This is a genomic window from Lacrimispora struthionigena (genome assembly GCF_048627165.1).
GTDB lineage: Bacteria > Bacillota > Clostridia > Lachnospirales > Lachnospiraceae > Lacrimispora.
In genome coordinates, this window is sequence record NZ_JBMBWP010000002.1 from 1,284,021 (window position 1) to 1,301,202 (window position 17,182).

Below are 17,182 nucleotides of genomic sequence, written 5' to 3' on the forward strand. Positions count from 1 at the left end.
CTTCTACCTCCTTAGGTGCTCTAAAAAATTCGTTTCCCTTCCACATACTTCCCCGCGATGTGTCTGTCGTCAGACAGATAGATAAAACGTTCCAGCCTTTCCCTCGTATTAAGAGGCTGGGGATGACTTAAACTGCTGTCATCCAGAATCAGAGCATCAAACTCATAACCTTCCAGAAAGCTGCCTGCTTTTCCAAAGAAAGAGCCTCCTCCCATGGTACCTAAGTAGAATGCCTCCTCAATTGTAACAGGCTTTAATGAGGAATCCACAAGGCGCCACCGAAGCTTTGATACCGATATGGCATCTGCCATGGCACGGAATATGGACTCACTGCTCCCTCCCGCTACGTCGGTACCCAGGCCTGTCTTTAATCCCAGGTCCAGATAGGTACGGATCGGCGCAATGCCGGAAGCAAGATTGGTGTTGGACTGGGGACAATGTGCAACATAAACTCCCCGCTTTTTCATCAGTTCAATCTCCTGTTCAGACGAATAGACGCAATGTGCCATCACAGTCTTTTCCTCCCCACCGAACATGCCAAACTGATCATAAGCTTCGCCGTAACACCCGGTACTGGGACATAAGCTCTTCACCCATTCAATCTCACTTAAATTCTCCGACAAATGGGACTGAACCGGAAGTCTGTATTTCCTCTTAAGCCTTCCCAGCCGTTCCATGAGATCATCGGTGCAGGACGGAATAAATCTGGGTGTCAGAATAGGAGTTACATTCTTATACTTTTCTCTTGTATGGGTAAGCCATAAAAGAGTCTCCGCTTCTGACGCCTGTGCACTGGACTCACATAGATAATCCGGCGCATTCCGGTCCATATTGACCTTTCCAACCATCGTCTTTAAACCAGTATCTTCCATGAGATCCATTAACAGCTCTGTTGCCGGTCCATGAATGGTAGCAAAGATACAGGCTCTCGTAGTCCCGCTTTTCTTCATCGTTTCTGCAAAAATCTGGTAGGCCTTTTTTGCATATTCCAAATCGCCATATCTGGCTTCCTCTGGAAACGTATTGGTATTCAGCCAGTCTAACAACTCTAAATCCATGGACAGACCGCGGAATGAATATTGCGGCGCATGGATATGAAGATCAACTAGTCCCGGTATAATCAGCTTATCGTCACAGTCAATCAGCAAAAATTCCTGAAACTGTTCCGGTATGCAGTGAAATACTCCGGCTGACTTCCCATTCTGGCATATTAAAAAACCCTGTTCCACCGTTTTTAACGTGTGGACATCCTCACTGTAGCAAATGTTTCCTTTTAGTATAAAATTTCCATCACCGGTCATAGAACCTCCTGTTCCGCACAAACAAAAATACGGCAGCCAAATTGCAACGTTCCTAAAAACCAAGCAATAAAAAACTACCGTCTCATTCTGTCGTTCCAAACGTGAACACAAATAGCACAGCTAAATAAGCCGTCTTCCCATCACGAGGAAACTTATAGACAACTATTACGGTAGTTGGTAGAAACACTCATCCAATTATGAGCATATATAAGTTTCTTTGAATACTGATACTTAACAAATTTTTGTGACCTCTGACAGGTTGACTATAACATATTGTAAAACTATTTGTCAATGCCATTTTTGTTTTAAATCATTTGTCTTTAAATGCTGTCTTTTCTATATTAATACAGCATTTTTCCGACTATTTTTCTTCTGTTAATAGTATATCCAGAATTTCAAACTTTAAATAAAATACTCCCCAACAGATTCCCAGGAAAGATGGTTCTTTTCCATCCATTGGCTGATGTTTCCCACCCAATCAGCAGGCATTGCCCAGGAAAGTCCGCAGCCTGCCTTAATTTCTCTTGGTACCGGAATAATTCTTCCTGGAATCTCTTCTTTCATACACGCCTTCTCCATGGCAATCGCTTCCGTAACGGTATGAAATGTCACTACAGTCTTTAACTCTTTCTGCCTCATCCTGTCTCCTGTCAATGCCTGCTCAATTCTCTGACTGCTTTTACTGCCTGATCAATTTCTTCTTCTGTATTAAAGTGAGACATGGAAAACCGTACTGCCCCCTGCTTTTCGGTTCCCAGCGCCTGATGCATCAGAGGCGCACAATGTGCACCTGCCCTTGCATAGATCTCATAAGAAACTGCCAGTTCGTCTGCCACCTCTCCGGAATCGTAATCCCCTATATTTAAAGCGACAACAGGTGCCCGTTTATGAAGGCTCTCTAAGGAAAAATCCCCGTAAACCGTGACGCCCGGAATATCCTTCACCCCTTCATAAAACTGTCTCATCAGACACTGTTCCCGATTACGGATATACTCCATTCCCGTCTGCCCGATATAGAGAAGTGCTGCATGAAGCCCTGCCAGGCCATGACAGTTTAATGTACCTGCTTCCAGTCGCTCCGGCATCTGCTCCGGCTGTGTTCGAAGGAAGCTTTGCACTCCGCTTCCGCCAACAATCAGCGGTTGAATATCAAGCCCTTCCCGAACGCAGATTCCTCCAGTTCCCTGAGGACCTAATAATCCCTTATGTCCCGTAAAGCAAACAACATCAATTCCCATTTTTCCCATATCAATATCAAATACTCCGGCTGTCTGTGAAGCATCTAGAAGGAATAGGATTCCAAGCTTTTTACAAATTCTTCCAATCGTCTCCAGGTCATTGATGTTACCAGTTAAATTAGAAGCATGGGTACATATTACGGCTCTTGTATTACTCTTACATGCACTCTCAAAATCCTGGTAATTGATGCAGCCTTGTTTATCTGCAGGCAATATAGTAAGCTCCACCCCTTTTTCTTCCATACGGTATAGTGGACGAAGCACGGAATTGTGTTCCATCATGGTGGTAATCACATGATCTCCCGGACGGAAAATCCCTTCCACTGCCAGGTTCAGACTCTCTGTAGAATTTGCTGTAAATGCCACCTGGCTGGGGCTTTTTGCATGAAATAACCGGGATATCAGACTTCGGGTATCATAAATCATCCTGGCTGCATCAAGGGAAGCGCCGTGAATTCCTCTCCCCGGATTGCCCAAATGAATTATGGCGTCGGCTACTGCCTTTCCTACTTCCTCAGGCTTTTGCAGGGAAGTAGCTGCATTATCCAGATAAATCATAAATGGTTCCTCAGTTTTACTGATTTTTCCTGCTTCTTCGTAACTTCACCGATAATCCGGCACGTTGTCTCCATGTCCGCCTGTGCAAAATCTTTCATAATCTGCTCTCCGTCTTCCCTCGATACGCTGATCAAAAGCCCTCCCGAAGTCTGGGGATCGCAGAATATATCAATCATACATTCCTCTGTGTCTGCGTAATCCACATGGTCACTGGTATAGGTGCGGTTTTTATACGCCCCTTCCGGCACCAGTCCCATTCTTGCAAGTTCAAAGGCCTCCTTTTGTACAGGAAGATCTTTGACGGAAATAACCAGGGTCACCCCGCTGCCCTCAGCCATCTCAACGGCATGCCCAGCCAGTCCAAACCCCGTCACATCGGTGCAACTGTGTACATCATACCGTTCAATCACCTGCTTTGCCTTACGGTTTAAGGAAGTCATAACCTTTATCACTTCTTCTTTTGCCTCCTGTGAAGCAAAATCAGCTTTTACCGCAGTATTTACAATACCGGTACCAAGGGGTTTTGTAAGAATTAAAATGTCTCCCGGCCTGGCTTCACAGTTTTTAAAAACCTTATCCGGGTGGACAAATCCCGTCACACTAAGCCCATACTTTGGTTCATCATCCTGAATGGAATGACCTCCTGCCAGTACAGCACCTGCCTCTAAAACTTTTGATGCACCGCCTTCTAATATCCTCCCCAGAATTTCCGGATTTAAGCAGTTGGGCCACGCCACAATGTTTAAAGCAACTTTGGGTTCTCCCCCCATGGCATAAATATCACTGAGGGCATTGGCAGCGGCGATCTGGCCGAAGATATAGGGATCATCAACCACTGGTGTGAAAAAATCCAGGGTCTGAATCAGCGCCAGTTCCTCACTTACCTTATAAATTGCGCCATCGTCAGAGGTTTCAATTCCAACCAGAAGACTGGGGTCATGAAACTTGGGTAAATGTTCCAGAATTCCAGCCAGAGTTCCCGGGCCGATCTTCGCGGCACAACCGGCTGTTTTGGTCATCTGGGTTAATCTTACTTCACTGTCAGGTATCATATAGCACCATCTCCATTCTACTCATTTTGTGGTCAGTTTATGACAACTTCTTTCTTCAGCGCAAAGGAATAGATAATTCTCTCCTTCACCTTTTTGCCTGTAATCTGCTCCAGAGCCCGCCTGTAATATTCCATCTGGATTCCATAACGGTCAGAAAGAACGGATTCCTGCCCTTCTTTCAAAAAGTCTGTTTTATAATCCACTAAAACCAGCTGCCCCTCTTCTTCCATATAAGCGTCAATGATTCCCTGTATGAGGATACGTTCATCGGAATCGGCCACATCCATCTCCCGGGCCGGTATCCCGATTACAAACTGCTGCTCCCGCTTTAACAGACCTTTCTCCTGAGCTGCTGCCAGACGCTTTCCTAAGGTTGATTTTATAAATGCCAGGAGCTGGGAAATGGAAAGCAAAGTAAAGCTTTCTTCACTTAGCCGGCCATCGCTTTTCAGATTCTCCAATGCCTGGGTTAAGTCCTGTGCCGTCTTCACCTTTGAAAAATCCAGAAGTTCCAGAGCACGGTGATAGGCTGTACCCCGGCGGACGCCTCCCGTCTTTTCTTCTTCTATTCCCTCTCTTAAAAAGACAGGAATTGTTGGAAGAAAATCACTTTCTTCTTCGTCTAAGAACTGTCCCTGTTTTTTCAGTTCAGAAACAGTGAGCTTGGTATGGAGTCTTATGTCCTCTTCATAAGGATAAAAGTAGGAAAGCGCCTCCTTTAAGCCTGTTTCAAATTCCTGGTCATAGCTTATTTTTGTATCCAGTCTCAGGAAACTTTCTTTCGTCAGTTTCTTGCTTACCTGCCGGTTCATTTCCCCCATAACAAGACCGGAAACGGTCAGCTCCTTCATAATTAAATTCCCTGTATCCTGCCCGTCTTCAGACAAGATACCTGTAGGAGAATATTTACCAGACAGGCTCATTAAAAGCCAGTCTAAATAAGAATCCGCACCAGAGAGGAAGGAAAAGGGGATCTGCCCCTGAGCTCTCATTACGGTTGCATAACGCTCAAACTTTTTATCCAGATACCGGTCTAACCCAGTCATGATAAGCTTTTCCTTGGCCCTTGTCATGGCAACATAAAGGACTCGAAGTTCTTCTCCAAGTGCGCTTAGTTCCGTTTTTCTCTTTAAAACGTGCTTCTTTAAGGTAGGTGCCTTGATTCGTCTTTCCAGATCCATGTAATCGGTACCAATTCCCAGATCAGGATCGATGAGAAGCTTTCCATAAGCATCCTGTTTGTTGAATTTTTTCCCCATTCCCGCCAGAAATACAACTGGAAACTCCAGACCCTTGCTCTTATGAATACTCATGACACGAACCGTATTCTCTTCTCCCAGAAGAGAGGCTTCGCCAAAATCCGTATCATATTTTTTCAGATTTTCAATATACCGGATAAAGTGGAACAGCCCCCTGTAACTGGTCTGTTCATAGGCAGCCGCCTTTTCCACCAGCATGGCAAGGTTGGCTCTTCGCACCTCTCCCCCAGGCATGGCTGAAACGTAGTCGAAATAACCGGTTCCTTCATATATATCATAAAGCAGCTCATGTATGGACAGGTAGGCGGCTTTTTCCCTGTACTGAGAAAGCTCCCGGGTGAATCTTAGCAGCTTCTCATAAAGCTCAGGTGCACTTTCATCTTCCCTGTCTTCATACTCCTTTAAATAGTTCTGCCACGCTCCGTAAATTCCACGGTCCTGTCCCTTCTTTGCAGCATTTTTCCATACAGCCAGCAGATGGGCCATCTCCTGGTCGGCAATTCCTGCAATGGGAGATTTAAAGACTGCAGCCAGGGGAATATCCTGCATGGGATTATCAATAATATTCAGCATGGAAAGGACTGTCTCCACTTCTGACGCGGAAAAATATCCTGTTTTACGCTCTGCATGGGCAGGAATCCCCTCATTCATCAAAATATTGACAAATTCCTCTGCCCAGCCGCTTAAACTTCTTAATAAGATAACAATATCAGAGTATTGGCAGATCCGGTATCCTCCTGTCTGATCCAGATTTTTATCAAAGACAAGAAGTCCGCTGTCCGGATCTGTCAGTTCCCTGATTTTTGAAGCAATTACCTTTGCTTCTGCTTCCCTGGCAGTATAATCTGCACTATCTTCGTCAAGCTGTTTTAACTGTTCGGAAGAACCATGAATCAGAAGCAGCTCCGTCTTCTCTCCTGCGCGACCGTCTGTTTCCTGAAAAACAGCTCCAGGATGAAGTGCCGTCTCCTTCGTATAACGGATATTTCCCAGATTTTTCGTCATAATCTGATAAAATACCTCGTTGATGCTGGTAAGCACGGACTCTCTGCTTCGGAAATTCTGATGCAGCTCAATCTTCTGATAGCTTCCTTCCTCAATGGAATACCTCTGATACTTGTCTAAAAACAACTGTGGCCTTGCCAGACGGAACTGGTAGATACTCTGCTTCACATCTCCTACCATGAAAACATTGGGACTGCCAAACCGTTCTCTTGAAATGCTGTTAATCAGCGCTTCCTGTACCTCATTGCTGTCCTGATATTCATCTACCAGGATTTCCTCAAACTGGCGGCTGAATTCGTCAGCGGCTTCTGTGGGAACCCTGATTCCGTCTTCTTCCTTTAAAAGAATCTCCAGGGCATAATGTTCCAGATCATTGAAATCTACCAGGTTGCGTTCTTTCTTTTTCTCCTGGTACCTGCGGGAATATTCTTCTGCCAGATGAAGAAGCATGAAAACAGCTTCTTTGGTCCCTTCCATATCGGCTCCCACTTCTTCGGGTGATTCAAAGCAGTACAAATCGCAGAGCTTTCCAATCCCCTTTTTCACTCTGTCTCTGACTGCTGTTACAGCTGCCTTTTTTTCCTGATCGATATCCTTGCTTCGTATAGAGGCAAGTCTTACAAAGGCTACCTCTTTCAGCCGGCTGTTTAAACTCTCGTAATCCTCTGCTTCTCCAAGAGATTTAAGCATCGCTGCATCACTTGCCAGCATGGGAAGATATGCTTCCGGTCCATTTTCCTCCTGACAGATCTCCATAGCAGCCTCTGTCTGGATTAACAGCTCCTCAAGCAGCAGAGAAGCATCCTCCATCAGAAACCTCATCCAGGCGGTATCCTTCATGTGTTTCATATCACAGGCTGTAAGCTCCTGCCTGCAGTTATTAAGCCACTCCTCCGGCCAGGGATTACTTTGGGAAAAACGGTATACCTGCATGATAAAATCTTCAATTCCCCGATCTGTCTTACCGGAAGCATAGGTCTCTACAAAGCATTCAAAGGAAGGATCCTTTGCTTCGTAAAATTCCTCCAGCATCTCCTTCATTACATCTCCCCGAAGGAGAATCAGTTCTCCCTCATCTCCCACACGAAAAGCCGGGTCAATGTCTAACCGGCTGTAATGCTCTCTGATGATCCCCAGGCAGAAGCTGTCTATGGTGGTAATCTGTGCATATGGAATCATGGCTGCCTGCATCTGAAGGTGCTCGTTATCCGGCTGCTCCATCAGTTTTTCATCCACCGCCTTTAAGACACGCTCCCGCATCTCATCGGCTGCTGCTTTTGTAAATGTCATAACAAGAAGCTGATCGATTTTAAGGGGATTCTCTCCCTCCGTAATCATACGGATAATGCGTTCCACCAGAACAGCTGTTTTACCGCTGCCGGCCGCTGCCGATACCAGAAGATTTCTATTTCTGCTTTCAATGACTGCTTTCTGTTCCTCTGTCCAGGTGATTGCCATGTTCTTCTCCTTCCTCTGCTTCTCCTTCGATAACCGGCCATATTTCCTCGGATTTTAAAGCCTTAAATTTCCTGAAACCGTATCCCTGTGTCTTTAAATCAAACCCGCAGACTGCATGGTAGGGGCAGTAATCGCAAGCCGTTTTATTTCCCTGTTTATAGGGATTTACATCAATGACTCCCTCTAAAATCTCCCGGCCTTCCGTCTTTAGTGTCTCCTGAACGTACTGCCTCAAGGCTGAAAAACGGTTTCCTCCGGCTACCGAAGACCGTGCCTCCTGAATGATTCCATTCTTCATTGCAACCGGAATTACGTCAGATTCTGATTCAATCTCATGATCCAGATGAGCAATTGCATTTAAATCGGTGTTAACCAGACCATTCATGCGAAGCTGCTTTAAAATTCTGCCTGATATCTCTTCCTGTGTCATCTCACCGTCTTTATCCACAACAGGATCGTTGATGTTGTAATAAAAGATTCCGGCGGGAATCACCTGCTTATCCGGCCGTTTCCTCTCTTCCATCTCCAGAGCCGCATCCATATAGACCACAAGCTGAAGCTGAAGTCCATAATAAAGGGAAGTTAAATCAAAGGCTGTGCTTCCCGATTTGTAATCAATAATCTTTACGTAAACTGCCTCTTCATCCTCGCATAAGTCCATGCGGTCAATCCGTCCCCTTAAATGCACGGCCTCATCCCCTGACAAAGGCAGTCTCATGGCTTTTAAATGATCGTCTGCAGAAAAGGATACTTCAAATCCAACAGGAGTAAAATCCCCTTTTTTCAGCTGCTCGGACAGCGCCCACACCGTTCTGTCTGTGATCCGCTCCACCTTTCCTGCAAGGTACGCATTTCTTGCAGAACTTTTTAAAACGGTGTTTCCATATTCCTCTGTCACTTTGGTTACACATTCGTGTACCATGGTCTTTCGTTCTTCTTCTGTCAGTGTTTTAAAATCCCTGCCTTCTTCCTTCATCCGCGCAAACCACAAATCTATGGAATCATGAAAGAGATTACCGATATCCATGGCAGCCAGCTCATATTCCTGACGTTCCATCAGCTCCAGACCGTAACTTAGGAAATGGGCATATGCACAGGAAGCATACTGCTCCATTCTGGTCACACTTCCATTAATAACGGAGCCGTAAAGAGCCTTGGCAGCCGCTTTACCAATGCCTTTTTGCTGATATACATAAAAAGCCGCCTCCACCAGCTGTCTGGCTTCCTCCTTATGATCTGGCGAGGAAAGAAACGCTTTTAACAGTTCCAGAAGCCTTAAATCCCCTCCGTTTTTACCACATTCCCTCATACCATCTGCCAGCTGGCTCTTTGCCTCACGATAGTTTAAAGGAACACCAGCCTCCCCCGGCGCCTGTTCCTTTAATCCCGGAAACAGCTTCTTTAATTCTCCGATTAAGGTAGAAGGACGCATGCTCTTTCCGCCTCCGTCCATGGCTGCATAGGATAACACCAGCTCTTTCTCCGGCTTTGTCAGTGCCAGATAGAGATAAAACCTCTGCCGGAACCCTTCTTCCATGGAGGTGGGAGCCAGCTCTATCTCATGATCAGATAAAAATTCTCTCTCCCTGTCTGTAAATAAGCTGCCTTTCTCTTTTTTTACCGGAACCAGTCCATCATTAACTCCTACAAAATAAAGAACCTTAATATGATCCAGACGGGTTCTCGTAATATCTCCCACTACAACCCGGTCCACTGCAGCTGGAATTACGCCAACTTTAATCTCAGCAAAACCGGCATCTAAGATTTCCCCGTATTCTTTTCTGCTAACATGTTCGTCTCCTAACAGTCCCGCGAGGCGGTCAAATAAATCCATTACCAGCCCATAAACCTGACCGTATTCCTTGGCAAGGGCGAATTCCCCCATGTCCTGAAACTTTTTCTCAAAACCAAGCATCTTTTCTTCAATACCTGTCTCCATTAAAAGTGCAGTCACTGCTGCAGTCATGGTTTTGACTGTAGAATCTTCTCTTTTAAATTCTTCACGCAGATGGTGAAGAGGCTCCATCACTTCTGATTTAAACTGATTTAATTCCTGAAGATTTAACTCTCTGGCTCCCTTATACCAGCCCTCAAACTCAGCATTCCATTTTTTAAATCCTCTGATTCCCATGGCTATGACATAATTTTCCAGCCTGTCCGCCTGATCCATCTGATCCTGTGATACAACAAGACCGGTTCTTATGTAGCGAAACACGGATTCATAGGAGAAATCCTTTTGAACAATCTCGATGGCGGCACGAATCAGTTCCACCATGGGATTTTTTAATATACTCTTTTTATCATCCAGAAAAAATGGCACATGGTTTAACTGAAACTGATGAATCATCTCGTTTGCATAGCTGGATAAGCTTCCGGTTATAACCGCCATATCCCTGTATCGAAGCCCGTTTTTTCTAATGTTTTCTTCCATGGAGCGTATGACAAATGCAATCTCTTCCGAGGGATTGCGGGTCTGATACAAATGGATGGATTCCGGCTGACCTTCGAAAGATCTTCCCGTATAGCGATAGAGATTCTGTTCCAGAAAATCCAGACAACAGGGGGCGTTAATCCCGGCCGCTGAAAAACGAATCGCCGGATGATCCGTAAGCAGGATATCCTTATCCCGGCTTATTCCTGTCTCCATGGCCAGATCGTTTAGTTTTTTAATCATCTGGCGGCTCATGTAAAACAGCTCCTGAATCCCGGTCTTTCGGCTCATATTCACCGCCGGATCCATGGTCACTGTAATCATTACTTTCTTACTATAACGGAAAAACAGTTCTAAAATCCGATACTGGACAGGGGTGAATCCTGTATATCCATCTAAGGTGATCACACTGTTTTTGATCAGTTCAGACTTAGGAAGGATGTTGCAGAGAACGTCTAATATCTCTTCTGAAGTAATAAACTTACCTTCAATATAATCTTTAAATCCTTCATAAACGACAGTAATATCCGACAGTTTCTGAGCCAGTACAGGACTTAAATTTTCCGGAATCTTCTCCTTTAGCATATCGGGAGTAATTCCATACTGGTAAAGCTCGGAAAGCATGGACTTTAACTGGGATATAAACCCTGCTTTCGACAAATGCTCTTTATAAAATACAAGACTTTTTTTCTTGTCTGCGGCTACCTTTCGAAGCACCATTGATTTCCCCATATCATCAAGAACCTGGGGATTTACAACTGCCAGTTCCTCAAAGATGCGGTAGGCAAGACGTTTAAAGCTGACAATATCAATATTCATCACTCCGAAGCTTGGGTGCAGGGAGACAATCTCCTTCTGGGTCTGCATGGTAAACTGCTCCGGCACGATGGCAAAATACTGGGTATCCGGTTCATTCACCGACTGACGGATCAATTCCGTGTAAAGACGGCGGGTTTTGCCGGAACCGGATCCACCCAGAATAAATTGAAGGGACATACTTTTTCTTCCTTTCCCAAAACACATGTTTGTCTATTATCTTAGCACAGATTTCCTGTTACAACAATGAAATCTTAGGAATGAAATCCCCCAATCCGTTCATACATTATAACAAAACTATACGGAGGGCTTCTGTCTTATGAGCTCAAAAACAAAAATTGTTGTTTTACGAATGAAAGAGATCATCTATACTGCGATCTTCGTTGGCCTTGGAATCCTCCTCATTACCCTGTTTCTAGTCATGTTCCGCCCGAAAAAGGATACTGTTCCCACTTCCGGCGATGCTGTGGCCTATGTACCGGGTGTATATTCCTCTGCCATTACGCTGAATAGCCAGGATATCAATGTTGAGGTCACAGTTGATTCAAAGAAAATCACTTCTGTTACACTGGTTCCTTTAAGCGAGGCGGTTACCACCATGTATCCACTGATGCAGCCCGCCATGGATAATTTATCTCCGCAGATTTTAAAGAATCAGTCAACCAAAAACATTTCCTATCCGTCTGAGTCCCGCTACACCTCCAGTGTTCTGTTAAAAGCAGTGGATCAGGCACTTACCAAAGCTCAAAAAACCGACTGAGACAGGGGATTGTGTTTTTTATTTCCAGACGGTATAATGAAAAATGACTACATAATTACTTAAACGAGGAAATTTTATGAAAAAGAATACAAGAAATAAAGACGAAGGAACGTCGAATCAGATTACAGAGGGAGTGATATGGAAGCAGCTTCTTCTGTTTTTCTTTCCAATTTTATTCGGAACTTTTTTTCAGCAACTTTATAATACGGCCGATGCCGTCATAGTTGGCCGGTTCGTGGGAAAGGAAGCACTGGCTGCCGTTGGAGGCCCTACTGGAACCTTAATCAACCTTTTTATCGGTTTTTTTATTGGGCTTTCCTCCGGCGCAGGCGTAATCATATCCCAGTTTTTCGGGGCTGGTCAGAAAAAGCAGTTAAGCCAGGCGGTGCATACAGCCATGGCTTTTTCTGCTGTCTGCGGCTTTTTTATTATGATCATTGGAATCGTTCTTGCTCCATTTGCCCTGGAAGCCATGGATACTCCGGCGGATATTCTTCCCTACGGTGTTCTATACATGCGGATCTATTTTCTTGGGGTGATTCCAAATCTTATTTACAATATGGGAGCGGGGATTTTAAGGGCCGTGGGAGATTCCAGGCGTCCCCTTTATTTTCTGATTGCCAGCTGTTTTACCAATATCATTCTAGATATTATCTTCGTGGTTTTCTGGAATATGGGCGTCATGGGGGCAGCCGTTGCAACCATCCTGTCCCAGCTTCTCAGTGCCGTACTGGTTCTGATCGTTTTAATGCGTACCAGACAGCCATACCAGCTGATGCTATCTTCTTTAACGTTTCATAAGGACATGCTGGTGCGGATTATCAGGATCGGCTTTCCGGCAGGACTGCAATCAGTGATGTACACTTCGTCAAATATTATTATTCAGTCAAGCGTCAATGCACTTGGAACTGATACAGTGGCTGCCTGGACTGCATATGGCAAGATAGACACTCTGTTCTGGATGATGATCAGTGCCTTTGGAATCTCTATAACCACATTTGTGGGACAGAATTACGGTGCAAAGAAACTGGACAGGGTATACAAGGGCATACGGGTCTGCCTTTTTATGTGCTTTCTTTCAGCTATTGCATTAAGCTTCCTGCTTTACACATTCGGAAGTCTGGTATTCCTCCTGTTTACAACTGACGCAGCAGTTATTGACAAGGGTACACAGATTCTCCGGTATCTGGTTCCCACATTTTTCACTTACGTCTGTGTGGAAATTTATTCCGGGTCTCTGCGGGGAACCGGCGACTGCTGGATCCCCATGATCCTTACCAGCCTTGGAGTCTGCGTACTCAGGATCGTGTGGATCTGTACTGCAGTGCCAATTCATCCGGCTATTGAGACAGTGGTATTTTGTTACCCTCTGACGTGGACAGTTACATCCATTTTATTTCTTATTTATTTTCACTGTTTCAGCCGTCTGAAGAGAAAAAGACCTGTTCTGCTATAAATTATAATATCTACAACCGAAAATAGACGTATCTTCCTGACAGCCATTCGCATAATAACTGCTCCTGCTGGAAAATACGTCTATTTTTAATTAATAATTTTATTTACTGAATACATTATAAATTTTTTCTGCAAAATGCTTCTAATTTTATTGCAGCCATATCTTCATCTGTTCCTTCGATAATAAAAGTCACATTTTCCCCGCACCTTACCCCAAGCGCCATGATTGCCATAAGTCTTTTCCCATCAGCTTTCTTACCATTTCTTTCTATTGTAATCGAACTTTTATAAACAGAGACTTCCTTAACCAGTAAGCCTGCCGGTATCGCATGAATTCCAGCTGGTTCTGTTATAATATATTCAAATTTTTTCATCTCTATTTCCTTTCTAACTGAAACAGCTGATTACTGATTCTATAAAATCTATATAACCAGCGCTCTCCAATACTTTCACTGCATTTGGTTTATCAATCAGCAAGACGATTAAATTATCATATACATCATGAAAGATTGCTCTTTCCTCTCTGCTGATAGCAAACATCATCACAATACTGACAAAATTATCGTTCCAGTTTATGGGTTTTTTTTCATTTAATAACACAAACATTCCAGTTTTATTTGCATTCATGTACATAGAATGGGGAACCGCAATATGCTCAAATGCGGTGGAAGACTGTTTTTCCCGCTCAAAAATCTCTTGTTCAAAATTTGAATTTACATAGCCCTCTTTTTGCATAATATCGACCATAAAAGAAATTGCTTCTTCTTTTCCCTCAAATTCCTTATTCTTATAGAAAAACAATGGATTTGAGATTTGCATCAAATGCTGCTTTAATCTGGCTTTCTTTTTTCTTAAAATTATTTTCTCAATAACACCGCTAATATTTTTATAATCTTTTTCATTTAAGAAAGGGGTGACAATTACCGCTTCCATCCGTATAAGTTCCGTTATTGGAATGGTAGAAATAATCAAATCTGTCTTGTCCAGATTCTTAATCTCATTTAATGATGTAATAACTGTCTTTATTTCCAGTTGTTTTTGATAATGATTATTTATCTCTTCCATCATTTTATTAGAAAAATCATAATATTGTGGATACAGAATCACACAGCTGATTACTTTTCTTTTGGATTTCTGAGTTTCCAGATTACCTCCTATGTGTAATGCAATATAACCAATCTCATCCTCTGATAAATCAAAATCTGTCAGTTCATGAATTTTATTGGAAACTTCTACGGCACATTCAAAAATCAATGGGCATGTGTTTTTTATATGATTCACTAAAGGATTTTTTATACGATACCCATTTCGTAATCTGACTAACATATTTTTAATATGCAATGTAAATTTAATAATGAAATCCACATTGTCTATATCCACAAAATAAGTGTTTTTCAGTATATCGCTTAATTGTTTCACAATATTTACACATTCGCTTCCAACCATAAGTTCCAGATTTTCTTTGTTAATTGCATTAAAATCCATTTTCATCAAATGGCTTAGTAAAATTATAGTTAATTCTTCAAATTCTGTGATGCTGTAAGTGACGCCAAAATGATGTTCAATCTCTGTAGCAATATTTCTGGCAAGTTCCTGTTCACGAATACCAATACGCTTATCATCCTTTTTTTCTTTTTCAAAGGTCTTTTCCTTTTTCATACGGTCTATCCCGATAATAATATCCAGAATTAAATTAATAAGAGCATATTCATTAATGAAATAATGGTATTCCTCACATTTTGTTTCAATAATTTTCTGCAGTAATTCCAGATCATACAACGGATATATATTTTTAATAACATCAATACTCATAACATGATCCGTAAATTCTTCATAAAGTATACTGCTTAGTGCTTTTCTTTTATCTAATTCATTCCCTTCAACAGCCACAAACGAGTTTGTGGCTGTTAAGTATAAATCATGCTCCATAAATTTCTTACGTACTTTATACATATCTTTTTTTATGGTTTCAAAACTAACATATATTTCATCTGCAATACTATATAAATCCGTTTTACTCCCCTGATCTGTATCATTTGATAAAATGCGTATTATAATATAATTGATTCGTTCGTGAGCATTTTGCGGAATATTCCTCCCCTTACTTTGAATAAAAGCTTTTCCTCTTTTCGAATCAATCTGATATCCTTTCCTGGAGGAAAGAATCAAATCCTTCTCAAAGCTATTAATTTCTGAAATGTAATTTTTTATACTTCGTTCAGAGACTCCCATTACATTGGCCAAATAACCGGCATTGAACCATTCTTCATCTGACAGCATAATTTTAATAAGTCTCTTGCAATTGTCCTTCATTCTTATTACCTTTCTTCCATTAATTTTGCTTTATATTCAATATTCCAATGGCTACCAGAACACAGTCTATTGCAATTGGTGTCTTATGTGGATTAAAGGATCTCACCGTTAGATTCTATCACTCTTTGATACCACTCAAAGCTATCTTTTCTTATTCTCCTACCTGAGCCTTTCCCATAATCATCCAGATCAACATAGATGAATCCATATCGTTTGCTCATTTCCGAAGAGGAGCAGCTTACGATATCAAGGGGGCCCCACGCGTAATACCCTCTTAAGTCTACGCCGTCTTTAATCGCTTCCTTCATCTGCTCAATATGGGCTTTGTAATATTCCGTTCTATAGGAATCGTGAATCTGCCCATCTTCACCCAGCTCATCGTATAGTCCTATACCATTTTCTGTAATGTAAATTGGTTTTTGATAACGATCATAGAATTCGTTTAACAGAATCCTAAGACCAATCGGATCAATTGACCAACCCCAGGGATTGGCCGGTAATTCCGGATTTCGGTATACGCTATTCCCATTATCAAAACTCTCTTTGCTGCAAAGTCTTGTATAATAGTAGGAGAAAGAAAAGAAATCGCAGGTATTTTTTAATACATCTTCTTCATCCGCTGTCAGCTCAATATTGAGGTTTAAATCTGCAAAATATCGGATTGCATATCCTGGGATATGACCTCTTAACAGTACGTCACCATAAAAATATTCCATTTGATTATGCCGCATGGCTGCTAATACGTCTTCTGGTTTACATGTCGCAGCATATGCAGGCCCACCGCACAGCATCATACCAACCTGCACATCAGGATATTTTTCATGAGAATATTTTGTGATTTGCGCACAGGAAACCATCTCATTTATAACTGCCTGATATTTGGCTTCTGTAACATGGTCAACTGCATCTTCTGGTACTCCAAGATGGTTGAAGCTTTCGTGAAGAATTAAATTGATTTGGTTTACAATGATCCAGTATTTTACTTTTTCATGATATCGATCCAGGATTACTTTCCCATATCTTGTAAAGAAACCAATCACTTCTTTTGAATACCAGCCTTTGTAATGCTGGGTTAAGTACAATGGCATTTCGTAATGAGACATTGTTACCATAGGAACCATACCGTTTTTAATTACTTCATCAAATAAGGCTTCGTAAAATTCAAGTCCTGCTTCATTTGGTTGTGTTTCGTCACCATTTGGGAATATTCTCGCCCAGTTAATGGACGTGCGATATGTCTTCATCCCAAGACCATCTTTTCCTAATAATTTCAAATCTTCCTTATAGGTATGGTAAAAATCAATCCCTCTGCGTTTTGGAAAAATTCTGTTTTTGCTTTCCAGCGCTTCTTTAATATAGGCAGATGTTACCTCCTCGTTGTACTTCTTCTGTATATCAATATCGTTTCTAAATTCATTAATGTCTGCTACACATAATCCTTTTCCGTCTTCTAAATAGGCGCCTTCCATTTGATTTGCTGCAAATGCACCACCCCACAGAAAATTCTCGGGAAATACGTCAGCTACCTTTTTCATT

The 17,182-nt window shown here is 42.5% G+C and carries 11 protein-coding genes and 1 riboswitch; of the genes, 2 read left to right on the forward strand and 9 right to left on the reverse strand.

The window, feature by feature from the left end:
- Positions 1-20 precede the first annotated feature (20 nt).
- The 6 genes from ACOAOT_RS15125 to addB form a co-directional block, all read right to left on the reverse strand.
- Positions 21-1,301, reverse strand: a complete 1,281-nt coding sequence (locus ACOAOT_RS15125) for an amidohydrolase family protein (RefSeq protein WP_420217752.1) — start codon at positions 1,299-1,301, stop codon at positions 21-23.
- Between the two features lie 135 nt (positions 1,302-1,436).
- A riboswitch (purine riboswitch) is annotated at positions 1,437-1,532 on the reverse strand.
- Between the two features lie 171 nt (positions 1,533-1,703).
- Complete coding sequence (locus ACOAOT_RS15130; protein WP_420217753.1) at positions 1,704-1,940, reverse strand: putative Se/S carrier protein; 237 nt, start codon at positions 1,938-1,940, stop codon at positions 1,704-1,706.
- An 11-nt stretch (positions 1,941-1,951) separates the two neighbouring features.
- Positions 1,952-3,097: an aminotransferase class V-fold PLP-dependent enzyme gene (locus ACOAOT_RS15135; protein ID WP_420217754.1), complete on the reverse strand. Its 1,146-nt coding sequence runs from the start codon at positions 3,095-3,097 to the stop codon at positions 1,952-1,954.
- Entirely contained in the window at positions 3,094-4,149 is a 1,056-nt protein-coding gene (gene selD / locus ACOAOT_RS15140) for a selenide, water dikinase SelD (RefSeq protein WP_420217755.1), read from the reverse strand. The genes ACOAOT_RS15135 and selD overlap by 4 nt, the downstream gene beginning before the upstream one ends.
- A gap of 32 nt (positions 4,150-4,181) precedes the next feature.
- A complete protein-coding gene (gene addA, locus ACOAOT_RS15145) occupies positions 4,182-7,871 on the reverse strand; it encodes a helicase-exonuclease AddAB subunit AddA (RefSeq protein ID WP_420217756.1) in 3,690 nt (1,229 codons plus the stop codon).
- Positions 7,831-11,298 carry a helicase-exonuclease AddAB subunit AddB gene (gene addB, locus ACOAOT_RS15150; protein WP_420217757.1) on the reverse strand — a complete coding sequence of 1,156 codons (3,468 nt, stop codon included), beginning with the start codon at positions 11,296-11,298 and terminating at the stop codon, positions 7,831-7,833. Before addB ends, addA begins: the two co-directional genes overlap by 41 nt.
- A gap of 139 nt (positions 11,299-11,437) precedes the next feature.
- Here addB and ACOAOT_RS15155 point away from each other — a divergent pair, with 139 nt between their 5' ends.
- Together ACOAOT_RS15155 and ACOAOT_RS15160 are read left to right on the forward strand one after the other, a co-directional pair.
- Positions 11,438-11,878, forward strand: coding sequence for an FMN-binding protein (locus ACOAOT_RS15155; RefSeq protein WP_104436514.1), 441 nt, complete (start codon positions 11,438-11,440; stop codon positions 11,876-11,878).
- A gap of 76 nt (positions 11,879-11,954) precedes the next feature.
- Complete coding sequence (locus tag ACOAOT_RS15160; RefSeq protein ID WP_420217758.1) at positions 11,955-13,334, forward strand: MATE family efflux transporter; 1,380 nt, start codon at positions 11,955-11,957, stop codon at positions 13,332-13,334.
- Positions 13,335-13,449: 115 nt separating this feature from the next.
- On the opposite strand, the gene ACOAOT_RS15165 is transcribed toward ACOAOT_RS15160, so the two are convergent.
- The 3 genes from ACOAOT_RS15165 to ACOAOT_RS15175 all read right to left on the reverse strand — a co-directional run bounded on the left by ACOAOT_RS15165 (position 13,450) and on the right by ACOAOT_RS15175 (position 17,181).
- Complete coding sequence (locus tag ACOAOT_RS15165) at positions 13,450-13,707, reverse strand: HPr family phosphocarrier protein (protein ID WP_420217759.1); 258 nt, start codon at positions 13,705-13,707, stop codon at positions 13,450-13,452.
- Between the two features lie 13 nt (positions 13,708-13,720).
- Complete coding sequence (locus ACOAOT_RS15170; RefSeq protein ID WP_420217760.1) at positions 13,721-15,646, reverse strand: BglG family transcription antiterminator; 1,926 nt, start codon at positions 15,644-15,646, stop codon at positions 13,721-13,723.
- A 92-nt stretch (positions 15,647-15,738) separates the two neighbouring features.
- Complete coding sequence (locus ACOAOT_RS15175) at positions 15,739-17,181, reverse strand: glycoside hydrolase family 1 protein (RefSeq protein WP_420217761.1); 1,443 nt, start codon at positions 17,179-17,181, stop codon at positions 15,739-15,741.
- Position 17,182 lies beyond the last annotated feature (1 nt).